The following is a 17050-nucleotide window of genomic DNA, read 5'->3' on the forward strand; positions in this document are numbered from 1 at the left end:
TGGGGGATTAAGCCGCGTCCCGGGAATCGGGATTGGGGACCATGCCGATCGAGAGCGCAGGAGCGAATTCCGCGGCCCTGATCGAGCGCTGGCAGGCGGCGCGCCGATTGGGCGAGGATATTCCATCCTATGACGTCGTGGTCCTCGGCAATCTCGGGCGCCATGCCGATCACGCGGCCCTCATCGCCACGCAGGCGGGCCAACCGCGCGCCATCCTCTGGAGTGGAACACGCTTCCTGGCCTGGCTCCACCGGGATTCCGGCTCCCCGCGCGCGGATGGGGCGCCCGCGATGGAGCGCTTGGACATGGCCGGCCTCAGCGAGGATGTCCGGCAGCCCCTGCACGAAGTGGTGGAGCGGGCGCTGGCCCTTCGCGGTCCGGCCGGGACGCGCTGCGACCGGGTCTCCGATGGAATCGTCACCAGCATCGCGTTCCTCGGCCTGCCCCTGACGCGCCAGGACGACGAACCCCTGGTGCTCCTCAGCCTCGTCGGCACGCAGTCCCGCTACGACCTCGTCAAGGCGATGTTCGGTGCCACGGACCAGGGGATGCTGGCCCTCAGCACCATCCGGGCCGGCAACGGACGGGTGAGCGACTTCAAGGTCGTCGCGGCGAACGAGGGCGCGGCCCGTCTCCTCGGATGCGCCATGTCCGATCTGCAATGGCAGCGCCTGACCCGGGTTTCGGCGCCCCTGACCCAGGGCGAGGTCCTCGACCGCCTGATCGGTGTCATCGCCTCGGAGCGCCGGGACGTCTTCGAGGTCAGCCTGGCCGGGGGCGACGGGCGCCCGATGCACCTCAAGATCGAGGCGGGGTGCATCGGCGACCTCCTGGCCCTGACCTTCGTCGATGTCGGGGACCTGAAAGCCCGCGAGGCCTCCGCCCGGCTCCTGTTCGAGAACAACCCCCTGCCCATGTGGCTGATCGACCGCGACACCCACCGCTTCCTGGCAGTGAACGATGCGGCCCTGACCCATTACGGGCATAGCCTCGAACGCTTCTACGGCATGACCCTGGCCGACCTCGAACCCGTCGTCCCGGGCGTCCCGCCCGCCACGGACGAACTCGACGGCCCGGCCGCCCCCCGGCCGCATCTGCGGGTGGACGGATCACGCATCGAGGTCATGCTGTTCGATCGGGTCCTCGAGTTTCACGGCCGCGCGGCGGTGCTGACGGCGGTGATCGACGTCACCGAACGCCGCCGGGCCGAGGCGCGCATCGCCCATATGGCGCACCACGATGCCCTGACCGACCTGCCCAACCGCGTCCTGTTCCGGGCGCGGTTGGGCGAGGCCATCCTCCGCCAGCGGCAGACCGGCACCGAGGCCCTGGTGCTCTTCCTCGACCTCGATCACTTCAAGACCGTCAACGACACCCTGGGCCATTCGGCCGGGGACGAATTGCTGCGGGGCGTGACCGAGCGGTTGGCCGGCTGCCTGGAGGACGCAGACCTGATCGCGCGCATGGGCGGGGACGAATTCGCGATCCTGGCCGAGCGCGACGTCTCCGCATCGCTCCTGTCCGCGCGCCTCATCGAGGCCGTGAGCCGACCCTTCGCGATCCAGGGGCAGGAGGTGCGCGTCGGCGTCAGCATCGGTGTCGCGCGCCTGCCCCAGGACGGCACCGACCCCGACCGTCTGCTGCGCAACGCCGATCTCGCCCTCTACGGGGCCAAGGGGGCGGGCCGGAACACCCATTGCTGCTTCACCCTGGAGATAGAAGCCGAGATCCAGGCCCGCCGGGCCCTGGAGCAGGACCTGCGCGCCGCCTTCGCCACCGGTGGCCTCGAGATCTACTATCAGCCGGTGCTGCTGGCGGCCTCCGGGCGGCTCACGGGGTTCGAGGCGCTCCTGCGCTGGCGCCACCCGGACCGCGGCTTCATTTCCCCCGCCGAGTTCGTGCCCATGGCCGAGGAGACGGGTCTCATCGTCCCCATCGGCGAATGGGTCCTGCGCACGGCCTGCGCCGAGGCGGCCACCTGGCCCCTGCCCCTTCGGGTCGCGGTGAACCTCTCGCCGGTCCAGTTTCGGAACCGTGGTCTCGCCGGGACGGTGAAGCGGGTGCTGGCGGAAACCGGCCTCGCGCCGGACCGCCTCGAACTCGAGATCACCGAAACCGTGCTGCTCGCCGAGAACGCGGCCAACCTCGCGGCCCTGCACCAGCTCAGGGCGCTCGGCGCGCGCATCGCCATGGACGATTTCGGCACGGGTTATTCGTCCCTCGGCTACCTGCGCTCGTTCCCCTTCGACCGCATCAAGATCGACCGCTCCTTCGTGAGCGAGATGGAGACCCATCCGGAGGCCGCCGCCATCGTCCGGGCCATCGTCGACCTCGGCGCCAGCCTCGGGATTCTCACGACCGCGGAGGGAATCGAGACGGAGGGGCAGTTCCAGCGCCTGCGCGCGGCCGGGTGCGACGAAGTCCAGGGCTTCCTGTTCGGGCGGCCGATGCCGGTCGAGAGGACCCGCCGGCGGATCGCGGACGAAGCGGGCGAGGCGCTCCTGCGGCACGCGGTCTGAGGAATGCCCGGACCCCGGCCTCGGACCAAGTCCTGTACCGTTTGATCCGTTCGGGATGGCGGATCGGGGCTTCGCCCAGGCGCCGCGCGGGCTAGCGGAACCGTCTCCCCTTCGATCCGGCGGGGACGGTCTCAGGCCTCCGTCCTCTGGGGCGCGGGCGCCGGGGCGTCCTCGCCCCGCGCCGCCCGCAGGGTCGCGGCCATGGCCTGGATGCGCGCATGCGGGTCGTCGGGCTGGATCACGCCCGCCGACATCACCAGCTTGGCCGCGTCGTCGACGCTCATGGCGATCTCGACGATGTCGGCGCGTGGCAGGTAGAAGAAGAACCCCGTGGTCGGGTTGGGCGCGCAGGGCAGGAACACGCCGACATGGTCGCCCCCCGGCGCCAGGGCGTTCTGCACGTCGGGGGCGGCGGGGGCGGACAGGAACACCACCGACCAGGTGCCCTTCACGGGGAATTCCACGAGGCCGACGGTGCGGAACGAGGTGCCGTTGGCCGAGAACAGGGTCTCGAAGATCTGGCGCAGGCCCTTGTAGAGCCCCGAGATCACCGGCGTGCGGGCGAGCAGCACCTCGCCGAACTCGACGACGCTGCGGCCGACGAGGTTGGCGGTGAGGAAGCCGAGCAGCGTCACCGCCACGAAGGCGATGACGAGGCCGAGGCCGGGAATCGAGAACGGCAGGTAATGGTCGGGCAGGTAGCTCGCCGGCACCAGGGGCTTCACCCAGCCGTCGATCAGGCTGATGAACCACCAGGTGAGATAGATCGTGATGGCGAGGGGGCCCGACACGATGATGCCGGTGAGGAAGTAGGTGCGCAGCCGGCCCCGCGCGCTCACCCGTGGGCGGGCGCCCGAATCGGGCTCGGGCAGCGGCGGCATGCCGAGCGTCGGGGCGCCCGGCAGCGGGAGCGGCGGCGGCGGATTCGCGGGTGGGGGTCTGGGCGCCACGGATGCACTTTCGGCCGGCGGGAACGGCATCTCGGGAGCCTCTTACGCCGTGACGGCGGCGGGAGACGGGTCTCCGGGCAGGCTTGAACCCTGCCCTAGAGGTAGCCCCTGCGCCGCTTCGGCTCAAGACCGCCGCGCGATCCGGGATCCGGGTTGCGCGCCCGCGTTGCGCGGCACGCGCGCGCGGGCCTATTCAGGGGGCATGACCGAGAAGCTGACGATCCGCGCCCTGTGCGACCTGGGCCTCATTTCCGAGACCGACGTGAAGGCGGCCATCGCCGCCTACATGGCCGACCCGATGGCGCCGCCCTTCGTCTTCGAGGCGGGCTACCGGCTCAACCTCGCCAAGGCGATCCGCCGCCATCCCGGCGCCAACGACTTCATCCACCGCAGCGGCGCCGGCCCGCAGCTGAAGCGGCCCTTCGTCGAGGCGGCGATCTGGGAGGCGCGCCCGGAGCGGGAATGACCCGCGCGGGCGGGACATTCCCGCCCGGCAGAACGGGCCTGCTTCGGGAGCGCGATCCTGGGGAAGGCTCTTGTCGTATGTCGCCGCGATTCGAAAAACGCTGTTCTTGACCGGCGACAGGTTAGGCCTGAAAAATACGGTGCGATGCTTGGCGATGTCCAGTCGTCCGGGCGTGCCGATCGCAAGGCGTCATCGATCTCTTCCTCTCTCACGGTCCGTGAACGGGGCGAACCCGGCCGCGGGTCGGCGCCTGATCGGCTCACCCTCACACATGATGGCCAGCGAAGGGGCGCGTGATGGTTCCTGGGGATCAGGTTGTGTTCACGAGACTCGACGTCGCCGAAATCCTCGGGATCTGGCGTCACGCCACCGGGCGCATCGTCGACGTCCTGCCCGCCATCGACGGGTCCGAGGTGGTGGACGTCCAGTTCGACGGGCACCGCCTGCTGGTGGGCTACATCGCGACGCTCTTCCAGCGCGTCGGCTGAGCCCGATGACCGGCCCGAGGACGCGACACGCATGACCGCCGGCAGCCAAGCCTCCCGCGCCGCCCACGAGGCGCTGCCCGGCACCATCCTGCGCCCGCCCCTGCGCAGCGTGAGCCGGACGCAGGCGGCCCCCGACGTCTGGCAGGCGATGCGGGCGGAGGCGGAGGCCGCGCTGATCGAGGAGCCGCTCTATGCCGGGATCATCCAGGCGACGGTGCTCGACCAGCCGAGCCTGATCCACGCCTTCGCGTACCGGCTCGCCCATCGCCTCGGCGACGGCGACCTCGCGCGGCTCTCGACCCGCGACCTCTGCCTCTCGGCCTTCGAGGCGGACCCGTACGCGGGCGACCACGCCGTGCGCGATCTCGTCGCGATCCGCGAGCGCGACCCCACCTGCCGCCGCTACCTCGATCCCTTCCTGTTCTACAAGGGGCTCGCCGCCCTGGAGGGGTACCGGGTGGCCCATTGGCTCTGGCACCAGGGCCGCGCCACCCTGGCGCTCCACATCCAGAGCCGGATCTCCGAGGTGTTCGGGGCCGACATCCACCCGGCCGCGCGGATCGGCTCGGGCGTCTTCATCGACCACGCCACCGGCGTCGTGATCGGCGAGACCACGGTGGTGGCCGACGACGTCTCGATCCTGCAATCGGTGACGCTGGGGGGCAACGGCAAGCAGAGTGGCGACCGGCACCCGAAGATCGAGCGCGGCGTGCTGCTCAGCGTCGGCGCCAAGGTTCTCGGCAACATCCGGGTCGGCGAGGGCGCGAAGGTCGCCGCGGCCGCCGTGGTCCTGCACGACGTGCCCGCCCACACCACCGTGGCGGGCGTGCCCGCGCGCGTCGTCTCCCGGATCAGCGCCGCCGAGGATCCCGCCCTCAGCATGGACCAGTTCTTCGGCGACGGGATCTAGATCGAGCCCCCGCGACGAACCTCTTCTGCAACAGATCGCGGCGACAGAGAATAAATCTCTCCTTTCCGGATTTTGTAGAATGAATTCATATCCAAATGAGAAAAGTAGTTTGTTCGTGCTCTGAGAGTGCGAAATTATGGAACATCATTTTATTGACCGCCTTCTCCGGCAGACGATAAAACGATGTGCATCCACAGTAACGCTTCCAGGTAAGCGGTGGACGCCAAGATCATCCCGATACGATCATTGATTCAAGACAATCCATCGAACGAGAGCGGTCGCGCGACGGGCGCCGATCGATGCGGCCTCGGCCGTGTCGCGGCTGACCCGTGCCGCCTGCCGATACACGGAGACGAACACCGATGAGTGGACCGGGTCTGAGCGTGAGCGCCTCGGCGGCACGCAATCTCGCAACCGCGACCGTCACTTCGGTCCAGAACGCGGCCAACACCCCCCGCTGGTTCCATCGCCTGCTGCCCTTCGTCGACGTCGCCGGCGGCGTCTACCGGGTCAACCGCCGGGCGGTGGTGCTGGCCAAGCCCGGTCGGATCGAGCTGTCCAACGACGATGGCGCGCGCACCGTGCGGCCGGCCTCCCTGCGGCGCATCCCGCTGTTCAGCCGCCTCGGCGACAACGAGCTGGCGGCGCTGGCGGGCAAGTTCACCGCCTCGCAGCACAAGGCCGGCGCGGTCATCGCCGAGGAAGGCTCGTCCGACCGCAGCCTGACCGTGGTGGCCGACGGCACCGTCGAACTCACCCTGTCCGGCCCGTTCAAGGGCCGCCTGCGCCAGGGACTGGCCACCGGCGGCGACTATTTCGGTGACGGCGACCTCGTGGGCGAGAACACGCCGGCCCCGGCCGTGAAGGCGCTCTCGGCGGTGACCCTGCTCACCCTCGACCGGGCCGCCATCGAGGACGAGGGCATCCGCTCGCGCATCACCCAGTACGTGGAGGAGCGCGACCGGCTGAAGGGCCACACGAATTCCCACGGCGAGCAGGGCATCGAGCTCCTGGCGGTCCATACGGGCGAGCCGCGCCTGCCCACCACCTTCGTGGATTACGAGGAGGACCCGCGCGAGTACCATCTCTCCACGATCCAGACGATCCTGCACACCCACACCCGCGTCACCGACCTCTATTCCAACGAGATCGACCAGCTGCGCGAGCAGATCCGCCTCACGGTCGATGCCGTGAAGGAGCGCGAGGAGTGGGAGCTGTTCAACAACTCCGAGTTCGGCCTGCTGCACGAAGTCAGCCAGCGCCAGCGCATCCCCACCCGTGGCGGTCCGCCCACCCCGGACGACCTCGACGAGCTCCTGACCCTGGTCTGGAAGAAGCCCGCCTTCTTCGTGGCCCATCCCCGCGCCATCGCGGCCTTCGGCCGTGAGGCGACCCGGCGCGGCGTGCCGCCGGTGGTGATCCACCTGTTCGGTTCGCCCTTCCTCACCTGGCGCGGCGTGCCCATCGTGCCGAGCGACAAGCTGCCCATCGACATCGATCCGGTGACCGGCGCCCAGACCACCTCGATCCTGCTCCTGCGCGTCGGCGAGGGCGAGCAGGGCGTGGTCGGCCTGCAGAAGTCCGGCGTCACCGGCGAGATCGAGACCGGCCTGTCGGTGCGCTACATGGGCACCAACGACCACTCCATCGCCTCGCACCTCGTGACCCGCTACTTCTCGGCCGCCGTGCTGGTGGAGGACGCGATCGCACGCCTCGATAACGTGCTCCTGGGCAACTATCATGACTACGCCTGACGCGCCGGGCCTCCCCACGGGGCTGTTCGGCGACACGGCGCATGCGGACCTCGTCGGGCGCCTCGCCCGCGAGATCTACGGTCAGGGTCAGGCGGCCTCCGCGCCCCTGACCCCCAACCTGCCGCAGACGCCGCAAGCGCCCCAGGCCCTGGAGAACATCCCCCAAGGGTTCGGCCACCCGCTGGCGCCCAAGGCGGATCTGGGCACGCCCTCGATCCCCTCGGGTCCGGGCCCGTCGGGCCTGCAGCCCGACGCGTCGGCGCTCGCCGCCCGCTCCTTCGGCGCGCCGCCGGTCGGCCTGCCCGGATTGACGGGGCCAGGCTTCGCCCAGGGGCCGGGCTTCGCCCAGCCTTCGGTGTTTCCGTCGGTCCACCCGGAAGCCGGAAGCCCGCAGCGGGGCCTGCCGGAATTCTTCGTGCCGAGCGTGCCCGAGGTCGCCGCCGCCCTCCCCGGCGGTCTCGATCTCCATCGCAACGTCGCTAAGGACCATCCGCGCGCGAACGGCTTCGCCCACGCGCTCGCCCCGTCCCTGGTGCCGGCCGCCCCCGGGCCGGACCGGGGCGGCAAGGCTGTCGGCGGCACGCATGCGGCGCGGGAGGCCGTCCCGCATCCCGGACGCGCGCCGGAGGCGGCCCGCAAGGTTGAGATCGGTCGCGAACCGTTCTCGCCGGGCGAGTACTACTTCCTGACCGACCGCAGCCGGACGGGCCACGCCGCTCCCGCCGTCCCGCCCCGGGTGGAGCCGGGCCACGGGCACGCCCCCCACGTCTCGACGCAAGGGACGAGCGCGATCGCCGCGCCCTTCGACGTGGAACGGGTCCGGCGGGACTTCCCGGCGCTCCACCAGAGCATCAACGGCCATCCGCTGGTCTGGCTCGACAATGCGGCCACCACCCACAAGCCGCAGAGCGCCATCGACGCGACGAGCGCGTTCTACGCCCGCCACAACTCCAACATCCACCGGGCGGCCCACACCCTGGCGGCCCGTTCCACGGACCTGTTCGAGGGCGGCCGCGAGCGGGTGCGGCGCTTCCTCAACGCCGCCTCGACGGACGAGATCGTGTTCCTGCGCGGAACCACCGAGGCGATCAACCTCGTGGCGAATTCCTACGGCCGGGCCCAGATCGGCCCGGGCGACGAGATCATCGTCTCGACCATCGAGCACCACGCCAACATCGTGCCCTGGCAGCTCCTGACCCAGGCCACGGGGGCGACCCTGCGGGTGATCCCGGTCAACGACCGGGGCGAGATCATCTTCGAGCAGTTCGCGACCCTGCTGTCGGGCCGCACCAAGCTCGTCTCGATCACCCACGTGGCCAACGCGCTCGGCACCATCAACCCGGTCGCCGAGATCATCGCGCTCTCCCACGCCTACGGCGTGCCGGTGCTGGTGGACGCGGCCCAGTCCTCGCCGCACATCCCCCTCGACGTGCAGGCGCTGGATGCCGATTTCCTGGTCTTCTCCGGCCACAAGGTGTTCGGGCCGACCGGAATCGGCGTCCTCTACGGCAAGCGGGCGCTGCTGGAGGCGATGCCCCCCTGGCAGGGCGGCGGCCACATGATCGAGGACGTCACCTTCGCCAAGACCGTCTACAAGGGCATCCCGGAGAAGTTCGAGGCCGGCACGCCCGACATCGCCGGCGCGGTGGGCCTGGGGGCCGCCCTCGACTACCTCGAGAGCGTCGGCCTGCCCGGCATCGCCGCCTACGAGCACGACCTGCTCGAATACGCGCAAGCGGGTCTGGCCGAGGTGAAGGGCCTGCGCCTCATCGGCACCGCCCGGCAGAAGGCCAGCGTGATGTCCTTCGTCATCGATGGGCACGAGAACGAGGCGGTGGCTCGCCACTTCGACGCGCGCGGCATCGCGGTGCGCTCGGGCCACCATTGCGCGCTCCCGGCCCTGCGCCGCTTCGGCGTCGACCAGTCGGTGCGCGCCTCGCTCGCCTTCTACAACACCCGCGCGGAGGTGGACGTCTTCCTCGAGGCGCTGCACGCCCTGCCCCGCCGCTGAGAGCCCGGACCGGGACGGGGACGCCGGCGTCCCCGTCCCGGGCGCGCGGGATGCGAAGCCCGCGCCCGAGAGGCCATGGGGCCGGAGCGTGTGAGGGCCGCTACTCCACCGTCACCGACTTGGCGAGGTTTCGCGGCTGGTCGACGTCTTTCCCCATGAAGACGGCGGTGTGGTAGGCGATGAGCTGGATCGGCACCGCGTAGACGATCGGGGCCACCACGGGGTCGAGGTCGGGCATCATCACGGTGGCCATGGTGTCGAGGCCGGCCGCCGCCGCGCCCCTGGCATCGCCGATCAGGATGATGCGTCCGCCGCGCGCGGCCACCTCCTGCATGTTCGACACCGTCTTCTCGAAGATCGCGTCGTGGGGGGCGATCACGATCACCGGCACGCTCTCGTCGATGAGCGCGATGGGGCCGTGCTTGAGTTCGCCCGCCGCATAACCTTCGGCGTGGATGTAGCTGATTTCCTTGAGTTTCAGCGCGCCCTCCAACGCCATCGGATAGCTCGTGCCGCGCCCCAGATAGAGCACGTCGCGGGCCTTCGAGACCTCGCGGGCCAGACCCTCGATCTCGCCCTCCAGCTTCGTCGCGTCCGCCATCAGGCCCGGCACGGTGATCAGTGCGTCGACGAGGCGGCGCTCCTCGTCCGCGCTCAGGGTGCCGCGCGCCCGGCCAGCATGGATGGCCAGACACAGCAGCACCGTGAGCTGGCACGAGAACGCCTTGGTGGAGGCGACGCCGATCTCGGGACCGGCCAGCGTCGGCACGGTGGCCGAGGCCTCCCGCGCGATGGTCGAGGTCGGCACGTTCACCACGGCGAGCGTGTGCTGGCCCTGACCCTTGGCGTAGCGGAGCGAGGCGAGGGTGTCGGCGGTCTCGCCCGATTGCGAGATCACGAGGGTGAGCCCGTCCCGGTCGAGCGGCGGCTCGCGGTAGCGCGCCTCCGAGGCGACGTCGATCTCGACGGGCAGCCGGGCCAGGCTCTCGAACCAGTACTTGGCCACGAGGCCGGCATAATAGGCGGTGCCGCAGGCGGTGATCGAGATCCGCGAGAGCGTGGCGAAGTCGAAGGGCAGGGCCTCGGGCAGGGCGACGCGGCCGTTCGCGAGGTCGACGTAATGGGCGAGCGTGCGGCCCACCACCTCGGGCTGCTCGTGGATCTCCTTGGCCATGAAGTGGCGATGGTTGCCCTTCTCCACCCGATAGGCCTGGGCGACGATGCGCTGGCGCTCGCGCGCCACCGGGTTGCCGGCCCCATCGCGGATCTCGGCCCCATCGCGTGACAGGATCGCCCAGTCGCCCTCGTCGAGATAGGTGATTTCCTGGGTGAAGGGCGCCAGCGCCAGGGCGTCCGAGCCGAGATAGGTCTCGCCCGCGCCGAAACCGATGGCCAGCGGCGCCCCGTGCCGGGCGCCGATGAGGAGGTCGTCGTGGCCGGCGAAGATGAAGCCGAGCGCGAAGGCGCCGTGCAGGCGCGGCAGGCAGGCGGCCACCGCGTCCACCGGACCGAGGCCCCGGTCCATGGCGTGGCTGACGAGCTGGGCCACCACCTCGGTGTCGGTCTCGCTCTCGAAGCGCACCCCTTGCGCCTGGAGTTCGGCCTTCAGCGCGCGGAAATTCTCGATGATGCCGTTGTGCACGACGGCGAGGCGGGCCGTGGCGTGCGGGTGGGCGTTGGTCTCGTTGGGGCGGCCATGCGTCGCCCAGCGGGTGTGGCCGATGCCGATGGCGCCGCCGAGGGGCTCGTCGCGCAGGCGCATCTCGAGGTTGGAGAGCTTGCCCTCGGCGCGCCGCCGCTCCAGGCGGCCCTGCGTCAGGGTGGCGATGCCGGCCGAGTCGTAGCCGCGGTATTCGAGCCGGCGCAGGGCTTCCACCAGCTGCCCGGCCACGGCGTCCCGTCCGACGATGCCAACGATTCCGCACATGGGTTCGTGTCTCTCAAGAATCCGGTTCGGGGGCACGGCCGGGGCCGCGTCACCCCGGGCTTGTACCGGATCGAGACAGGCGCGCGCCAGCCACGCGCCGCTTCCTCCGGCCAATCTGGCGGGCAGCCTGCCCGCGCAATCCTGAACGGGGGCTTGCGCGCTCCTGGACGGGACCGGCCCAGTGTCCGCCAAGTGCCGGGATGGTTTACGGTTTTTTCGCCCGCGCCGCCTTCTCGGCCTGGAGCGCGGCGCGCTTGCCCGGTGCCCAGCCCGCCACGTTGCGCTGGCGCCCCCGCGACACCGCGAGCGCGTCCTCCGGCACCTCCGCGGCGATCACCGAGCCCGCGCCCACGATGGCGCCCGCGCCGACGCGCACGGGGGCGACGAGGGCGGTGTTCGAGCCGATGAAGGCCCCCGCCCCGATCTCGGTGCGGTGCTTGTTCACCCCGTCATAATTGCAGGTGATGGTGCCGGCCCCGAGATTGGCGCCAGCACCCACCTCGGCATCGCCCACATAGGTGAGGTGGTTGGCCTTGGCGCCGGCCCCCATCCGGGCGTTCTTGACCTCGACGAAGTTACCGATGCGGGCGCCCGTCTCCAGCACCGCGCCGGGACGCAGGCGCGCATAGGGGCCGATCTGCACGCCGGCCGCCAGGGTGGCGCCCTCGAGATGCGAGAAGGCATGCACCACGCAACCGTCGCCGACCGTCACGTTCGGCCCGAACACCACGTGAGGTTCTACGAGAACGTCACGTCCCAACACCGTGTCGAAACTGAAGAAAACGGTCTCGGGCGCGATCAGCGTCGCGCCCGCCACCTGCGCCGCGCGGCGCAGGCGCCCCTGGATCTCGGCCTCGGCCACCGAGAGCTGGACCCGGTCGTTGACCCCTTGCGCCTCGGCTTCCGCGACGGGCACCACCGCGACCGCAAGACCGTCCGCGACCGCGAGCGCGACCGCGTCGGGGAGGTAGTATTCGCCCGCCGCGTTGGCGTTGCCGATGCGGGAGAGGAGGGCGAGCGCATGGGCGCCGGACAGCGCCATCAGCCCGGCATTGCACAGGGTGACGGCGCGCTCGTCCGCGCTCGCATCCTTCTCCTCGCGGATCGCCAGCACGCGCTCGCCCGCCGTCAGCACGCGGCCGTAGCCGGCCGGGTTCGGCGTCTCGAAGGCCAGCACCGCCACGGCCGCGCCCTGGCTGAGCGGCGCGCGCAGGCGGGCGAGGGTGGCGGCGGTGATCAGGGGCGTGTCGCCGAAGGCGATCACCACGTCGTCGTCGCCCGCCTCCAAGGCGGCCCGGGCGGCCAGCACCGCGTGCGCGGTGCCGAGGCGCTCGGCCTGGGGGAAGACGTCCGCCCCCGGCGCCAGGGCCGCGATCTCGTGGGCGACCTCCGCCTGGCCCGGCTCCACCACCACGGCGATGCGGCTGGCCCCGGCCTCGCGCGCGGCGGCCAGCACGTGGCCCAGCATCGTCCGGCCGGCGATCCGGTGCAGCACCTTCGGCCGGTCCGAGCGCATCCGCGTGCCCTTGCCGGCGGCGAGCACGATGGCGGTGAGACTGCGCGCTGAAGTCATGGTCGTCTGGTCCGTCATCGAGGGGTCGCCACGGGGCGAACGGTCGTTGTCCTCGCGGCTAAAGCGCGGACAGGGCTCTTTCAAGTCCGGCGGGCGCTTCGAAGTCTTCGCGGAGACCGGCGCCTGCACCGGCATGTGCGCCGAAACGAACGCTCCGGAGCCCTGCGGCGTTGACCGGTGAGGTCCGGGACGGCTTAACCCCCGGTTCAGGGCTCGACATGGTAAACACCCCGTAGCCTCGTACCCTGGGCCCCTTGGCCTCCACGCGCGTTCGCGCCGACCAGACGGACCCGATGACGCCGCCGAACCCGGATTTCCTCGACGACCCATCGGCCTGCCCCAGCCGCCGCACCGTTCTCGTGCGGGCCGGCCTCGCGGCCCTGGCCGGCGGGCTCTGCGCCCTGCCCTCGCCCGCCCGCGCCGACGAGGCCCCGGCCCTGCCCGCCGACGGCACGCCCTTCCAGCCCGGCCTCGTCACCGATCTCGCCCGGGCGCTGGCGAAGCGCGCCTACGCGGCGCCGCGCACCGACGACCTGCCCGATGCCCTGACCGGGCTCAACCGCGAGCAGTACGCCGCCATCCGCACCCGGCCCGGCAGCGCGGTCTGGGCCGAGGCCGGGCTCGGCTTCACCCTCGAGCCCCTGCATCGCGGCTCGGTCTTCCGCTCGCGGGTCGCGCTGGCCCTGGTGGAGGAGGGCACCGTGCGCGCCCTGCCCTACGATCCGGCCCGGTTCGAGACGGAAGGGGTCGCGCTGCCGGCCTTCAAGGAGGATCCGGGCTATTCGGGCTTCCGCATCCGTGCCCGCTTCCGGGGCGGCGAACTCAGCGATTTCGCGATGTTCCAGGGGGCCTCGTTCTTCCGCCTGCTGGCCACCGGCCAGGGCTTCGGCGTGACGGCACGGGCGCTGACCCTGCGCCCCGCCGACGCGAAGGGCGAGGAATTCCCCGAGTTCCGCGCGATCTGGATCGAGCGGCCGGGTCCCGGCGGTCCCCTCGTCCTGCACGCGCTGGTGGATTCGCCCTCCGCCACGGCGGCCCTGCGCATGAGCCTGCGCCCCGGCGACACCTCGCTCTGCGACGTCGAGGGGACGGTCTTCGCCCGGGCGGCCATCGACCACCTGGGTCTCGGCGGCATGACCACGAGCTACCTCTTCGGCCCGCACGACCGGCGCGGGGCGGACGATGCCCGCGCGGGCGCCTCGTCCAGCGGCGGCCTGCAGATCCGCACGGGCTCCGGCGAGGCGATCTGGCGACCGGTGCGCAACCCCGAGACCCTGCAGATCTCCTCCTTCATGGACGAGAACCCGAAGGGCTTCGGGCTGATGCAGCGCGCGCGCGACTACGCCGCCTTCCAGGACGACGTGCAGCACTGGGAGTGGCGGCCCTCGCTCTGGCTCGAGCCCCTGGGCGCCTGGGGACCGGGCACGGTGACGCTCCTGGAAATCCCGAGCGATTCCGAGTTCAACGAGAACGTCCTGGCCTATTGGCGCCCCAAGGCGACCCTCGCGGCCGGGGCCGAGATGCCGTTCAGCTATCGCCAGCACTGGTGCTGGCAGCCGCCCGAGCCGCCGCGCGTGGCGCAGGTCTCGGGCACCCGCAGCGGGCGCGGCGGCGAGAACCGCCGCCTGTTCCTCGTGGACTTCACCGGGGAGGGGCTGGCGGCGCCCGGTGACGTCCGGACCCAGCTCGGCGCGGCCTCCGGCGCGATCACGACGAGCACCCTCTACCGCTACCCCGAGCGCAATACCCTGCGGGTCGCCTTCGAACTCGACCCCAAGGGCGAGAAATCCTGCGAATTGCGGCTCTCCCTGCAGCGCGCCGACACGCTCCTCACCGAAACCTGGCTCTACCGTTGGACCCCGTGAACGCACCCACGCTCCCCGCCGAGGCGACCGCCCCGCTCCCGGATTCTCGCCCGGATTCTTGCCCGGTCTCCGCGCCCTTCGCGCCCGCGATGCCCCTCGAGTCGCCGCTGCCGATGCCGGTGCAGGACCTCGCGCGCTGGGACGCGAAGTCCGGCCACGGACCGGCGGTCCGGCACGGCAAGCCCTGGCTCGCCCGCGGCTTCGTCTTCGGCGGGGCGGCCGGGCTCACCGCCTACGGCGCGATGCAGATGTACGAGGTGGTGGCGGTCTCCGGCGGCACCACGGCGCTGCAATACGTGCTGCTGGCGCTCTTCACCCTGAACTTCTCCTGGATCGCGCTGGCCTTCATGGGCGCGATCCTGGGCTTCCTCGTGCTCCTGCGCGGGCAGAAGGCCCCTGCCCTGCCGGCGCGCCTGACCACCCGCACGGCCGTGGTGATGCCGGTCTACAACGAGGCCACCGCCCGCACCTTCGCGGGCGTCGAGGCGATGCGCGCCGAGATCGACGCCACGGGTCTGGGCGCGGCCTTCGACTACTTCGTGCTGTCGGATTCGACGCAAGGGGACGCCTGGGTCGCCGAGGAGCGCGCCTTCCTCGACCTGCGCGCCCGCTGGGGGCCAGAGGCCCGACTCCACTACCGGCACCGGGCGAAGAACCACCACCGCAAGGCCGGCAACATCGGCGACTTCGTCTCGCGCTGGGGCGGGGCCTACGACCACATGCTGGTGCTCGACGCCGACAGCCTGATGACGGGGCCTTGCGTCGTGCATCTCGCCGCCGCCATGGAGGCGGACCCGGATTCCGGCATCATCCAGTCGCTGCCGCTGATCATCAACCGCAACACGCTCTTCGCCCGCGTCCAGCAATTCGCCGCGCGCATCTACGGGCCGGTCATCGCCACCGGTCTCTCGGTCTGGTCCGGCCGAGACGGCAATTACTGGGGCCACAACGCCATCATCCGCACCCGAGCCTTCGCGGCGGCCTGCGGATTGCCCGACCTGAAGGGCAAGCCGCCCTTCGGTGGCCACGTGCTCTCCCACGACTTCGTGGAGGCCGCGCTGATCCGGCGCGCCGGCTGGAGCGTGACCATGCTGCCGGCGCTGCCCGGCTCCTACGAGGAGAGCCCGCCCTCGCTCATCGATGTCGCCGTGCGCGACCGGCGCTGGGCGCAAGGCAACCTCCAGCACAGCCGCATCATCGGGGCCGCCGGCCTCAAAACCGCCTCGCGCCAGCACTTCGCCACGGGCATCGCCGGCTACGTCGCCTCGCCCCTCTGGCTCGCGCAGCTCGTGGTCGGCATCGCCCTGGTGCTGCAGACGGCCTATGTCCGGCCCGAATACTTCACCTCCGAGTTCGGGCTCTACCCGGTCTGGCCGCGCTTCGACCCCGTGCGCGCGCTGCAGCTCTTCGGGCTCACCATGGGCATCCTGCTCGCCCCGAAGTTTTTGGGACTGATCCTGGCGCTGATCGACGGACCGGTGCGCCGGGCCTGCGGCGGGGCCGTCCGCCTCGTCCTGTCGAGCCTGATCGAGATCCTGCTCTCGGCCCTGATCGCGCCGATCGCGATGCTGATCCAGTCGGGCTCGGTGTTCCAGATCCTGCTCGGGCGCGACACCGGCTGGAACCCGCAGCGGCGCGACGACGGCTCGATCCCCTGGTCCGACATCGTCCGGCGCCACCGCTGGCACATGGCGCTGGGGCTCGTCACGGGCGTGGCGGCCTTCGCCATCGCCACCTCGCTGTTCCTCTGGATGTCGCCGACCATCCTGGGCCTCGTGCTGGCGATCCCGATCTCCTGGGCGAGCGGGCAGCTCGGCCTCGGCCTCGCCCTGAAGCGCCTCGGCCTGCTGATGACCCCGGAGGAGCGCACGCCCCCCGCCATCGCCGTGCAAGCCGGCGCCCTGAGCCGCCGCAACGCCGAGGCCGGCCTCGACGACGCGGACGCCCTGGCGGCCCTCCACGCCGATGCGGGCCTCGCGCAGGCCCATGCCCGCATGCTGCCGGAGGCCGCCCCGCGCCCCCGCGGCGCGATCGACCCCGACCGGGCGCTCGCCCAGGCCAAGGTGGTGGAGGCGGACCGGATCGGCGAGGCCCGGGCCTGGCTCACCCCGAAGGAGCGCATGGCCCTGCTGCACGATCGCGCCCTCCTCGACCGCCTCACGCGCCTCGCGCCCTGAAGGCGAAGCGCTTCAATCCCGGCGACGGCGCCCGGAGAAATCCGCTCACCAATCGGTAACCCGATCGCGCGACACCTTTGCCCCGCAGGCGACGAAGACCTGTCGAGGCATCGGGAGGAGATCACATGCCGAGCGGAACGACCGAACTGGGCTACGTGAACGTCAACGACCAGATGGTCCTGAGGAACACCGGCGGGACGGGGACGGATCACGCCCGGACGGGCTACGTGATGCGCTGCCTGGAATGCGAGCACGAGTATGGCGCCGACGGAGCCGACATTCCCGCCTGTCACTGCCCTGCCTGCGACAGCGGCCGTCTCGGCCTCGCCCACGCGGCGTGAGCGGCGGCGCGTGGGGCGGTTCCCTCACCACCGCGCGCGCCTCCCGACCGCGGTCCGGATCGGGGGCGG

Annotated in this window: 12 protein-coding genes; 9 read left to right on the forward strand and 3 right to left on the reverse strand. The window is 71.3% G+C overall.

Annotated elements, in window-relative coordinates; genetic code table 11:
• The first annotated feature begins 41 nt into the window (after nucleotides 1-41).
• Nucleotides 42-2519, forward strand: coding sequence for a putative bifunctional diguanylate cyclase/phosphodiesterase (locus tag MKK54_RS16135; RefSeq protein WP_244012207.1), 2478 nt, complete (start codon nucleotides 42-44; stop codon nucleotides 2517-2519).
• Between the two features lie 131 nt (nucleotides 2520-2650).
• On the opposite strand, the gene MKK54_RS16140 is transcribed toward MKK54_RS16135, so the two are convergent.
• Complete coding sequence (locus MKK54_RS16140; protein WP_244012287.1) at nucleotides 2651-3400, reverse strand: DUF502 domain-containing protein; 750 nt, start codon at nucleotides 3398-3400, stop codon at nucleotides 2651-2653.
• Between the two features lie 235 nt (nucleotides 3401-3635).
• Between MKK54_RS16140 and MKK54_RS16145 the strand changes: the two genes are divergently transcribed.
• The 5 genes from MKK54_RS16145 (at nucleotide 3636) to MKK54_RS16170 (ending at nucleotide 9098) form a co-directional block, all read left to right on the forward strand.
• Nucleotides 3636-3935: a hypothetical protein gene (locus MKK54_RS16145; RefSeq protein WP_244012208.1), complete on the forward strand. Its 300-nt coding sequence runs from the start codon at nucleotides 3636-3638 to the stop codon at nucleotides 3933-3935.
• Between the two features lie 296 nt (nucleotides 3936-4231).
• Nucleotides 4232-4423 carry a hypothetical protein gene (locus tag MKK54_RS16150; protein WP_244012288.1) on the forward strand — a complete coding sequence of 64 codons (192 nt, stop codon included), beginning with the start codon at nucleotides 4232-4234 and terminating at the stop codon, nucleotides 4421-4423.
• A gap of 31 nt (nucleotides 4424-4454) precedes the next feature.
• Nucleotides 4455-5333, forward strand: coding sequence for a serine O-acetyltransferase (cysE, locus tag MKK54_RS16155; protein WP_244012209.1), 879 nt, complete (start codon nucleotides 4455-4457; stop codon nucleotides 5331-5333).
• A 362-nt stretch (nucleotides 5334-5695) separates the two neighbouring features.
• Complete coding sequence (locus MKK54_RS24540) at nucleotides 5696-7087, forward strand: family 2B encapsulin nanocompartment shell protein (RefSeq protein ID WP_279597391.1); 1392 nt, start codon at nucleotides 5696-5698, stop codon at nucleotides 7085-7087.
• The gene (locus MKK54_RS16170) at nucleotides 7074-9098 is read left to right on the forward strand and encodes a cysteine desulfurase (RefSeq protein ID WP_244012210.1); all 2025 of its coding nucleotides are present in this window, start codon (nucleotides 7074-7076) and stop codon (nucleotides 9096-9098) included. Before MKK54_RS24540 ends, MKK54_RS16170 begins: the two co-directional genes overlap by 14 nt.
• A 100-nt stretch (nucleotides 9099-9198) precedes the next feature.
• On the opposite strand, the gene glmS is transcribed toward MKK54_RS16170, so the two are convergent.
• The gene (glmS, locus tag MKK54_RS16175) at nucleotides 9199-11025 is read right to left on the reverse strand and encodes a glutamine--fructose-6-phosphate transaminase (isomerizing) (RefSeq protein ID WP_244012212.1); all 1827 of its coding nucleotides are present in this window, start codon (nucleotides 11023-11025) and stop codon (nucleotides 9199-9201) included.
• 205 nt (nucleotides 11026-11230) lie between these two features.
• Nucleotides 11231-12598: a bifunctional UDP-N-acetylglucosamine diphosphorylase/glucosamine-1-phosphate N-acetyltransferase GlmU gene (gene glmU / locus MKK54_RS16180; protein ID WP_244012213.1), complete on the reverse strand. Its 1368-nt coding sequence runs from the start codon at nucleotides 12596-12598 to the stop codon at nucleotides 11231-11233.
• A gap of 293 nt (nucleotides 12599-12891) precedes the next feature.
• Between glmU and MKK54_RS16185 the strand changes: the two genes are divergently transcribed.
• The 3 genes from MKK54_RS16185 (at nucleotide 12892) to MKK54_RS16195 (ending at nucleotide 16981) form a co-directional block, all read left to right on the forward strand.
• Entirely contained in the window at nucleotides 12892-14463 is a 1572-nt protein-coding gene (locus MKK54_RS16185; RefSeq protein WP_244012214.1) for a glucan biosynthesis protein, read from the forward strand.
• 89 nt (nucleotides 14464-14552) lie between these two features.
• Nucleotides 14553-16640: a glucans biosynthesis glucosyltransferase MdoH gene (mdoH, locus tag MKK54_RS16190; RefSeq protein WP_244012215.1), complete on the forward strand. Its 2088-nt coding sequence runs from the start codon at nucleotides 14553-14555 to the stop codon at nucleotides 16638-16640.
• A gap of 125 nt (nucleotides 16641-16765) precedes the next feature.
• The gene (locus MKK54_RS16195) at nucleotides 16766-16981 is read left to right on the forward strand and encodes a hypothetical protein (RefSeq protein WP_244012217.1); all 216 of its coding nucleotides are present in this window, start codon (nucleotides 16766-16768) and stop codon (nucleotides 16979-16981) included.
• Nucleotides 16982-17050: the final 69 nt, after the last annotated feature.

Origin of the sequence: Methylobacterium sp. J-068, from assembly GCF_022829445.1 — a bacterium.
GTDB lineage: Bacteria > Pseudomonadota > Alphaproteobacteria > Rhizobiales > Beijerinckiaceae > Methylobacterium.

What these genes read in the sequence shown, in the direction of transcription:
- MKK54_RS16135 (WP_244012207.1), top strand. Translation starts at nt 42, where the DNA reads ATGCCGATCGAGAGCGCAGGAGCGAATTCCGCGGCCCTGATCGAGCGC.
- MKK54_RS16140 (WP_244012287.1), bottom strand. Translation starts at nt 3,400, where the DNA reads ATGCCGCCGCTGCCCGAGCCCGATTCGGGCGCCCGCCCACGGGTGAGC.
- MKK54_RS16150 (WP_244012288.1), top strand. Translation starts at nt 4,232, where the DNA reads ATGGTTCCTGGGGATCAGGTTGTGTTCACGAGACTCGACGTCGCCGAA.
- cysE (WP_244012209.1), top strand. Translation starts at nt 4,455, where the DNA reads ATGACCGCCGGCAGCCAAGCCTCCCGCGCCGCCCACGAGGCGCTGCCC.
- MKK54_RS24540 (WP_279597391.1), top strand. Translation starts at nt 5,696, where the DNA reads ATGAGTGGACCGGGTCTGAGCGTGAGCGCCTCGGCGGCACGCAATCTC.
- MKK54_RS16170 (WP_244012210.1), top strand. Translation starts at nt 7,074, where the DNA reads ATGACTACGCCTGACGCGCCGGGCCTCCCCACGGGGCTGTTCGGCGAC.
- glmS (WP_244012212.1), bottom strand. Translation starts at nt 11,025, where the DNA reads ATGTGCGGAATCGTTGGCATCGTCGGACGGGACGCCGTGGCCGGGCAG.
- glmU (WP_244012213.1), bottom strand. Translation starts at nt 12,598, where the DNA reads ATGACTTCAGCGCGCAGTCTCACCGCCATCGTGCTCGCCGCCGGCAAG.
- MKK54_RS16185 (WP_244012214.1), top strand. Translation starts at nt 12,892, where the DNA reads ATGACGCCGCCGAACCCGGATTTCCTCGACGACCCATCGGCCTGCCCC.
- mdoH (WP_244012215.1), top strand. Translation starts at nt 14,553, where the DNA reads ATGCCCCTCGAGTCGCCGCTGCCGATGCCGGTGCAGGACCTCGCGCGC.
- MKK54_RS16195 (WP_244012217.1), top strand. Translation starts at nt 16,766, where the DNA reads ATGCCGAGCGGAACGACCGAACTGGGCTACGTGAACGTCAACGACCAG.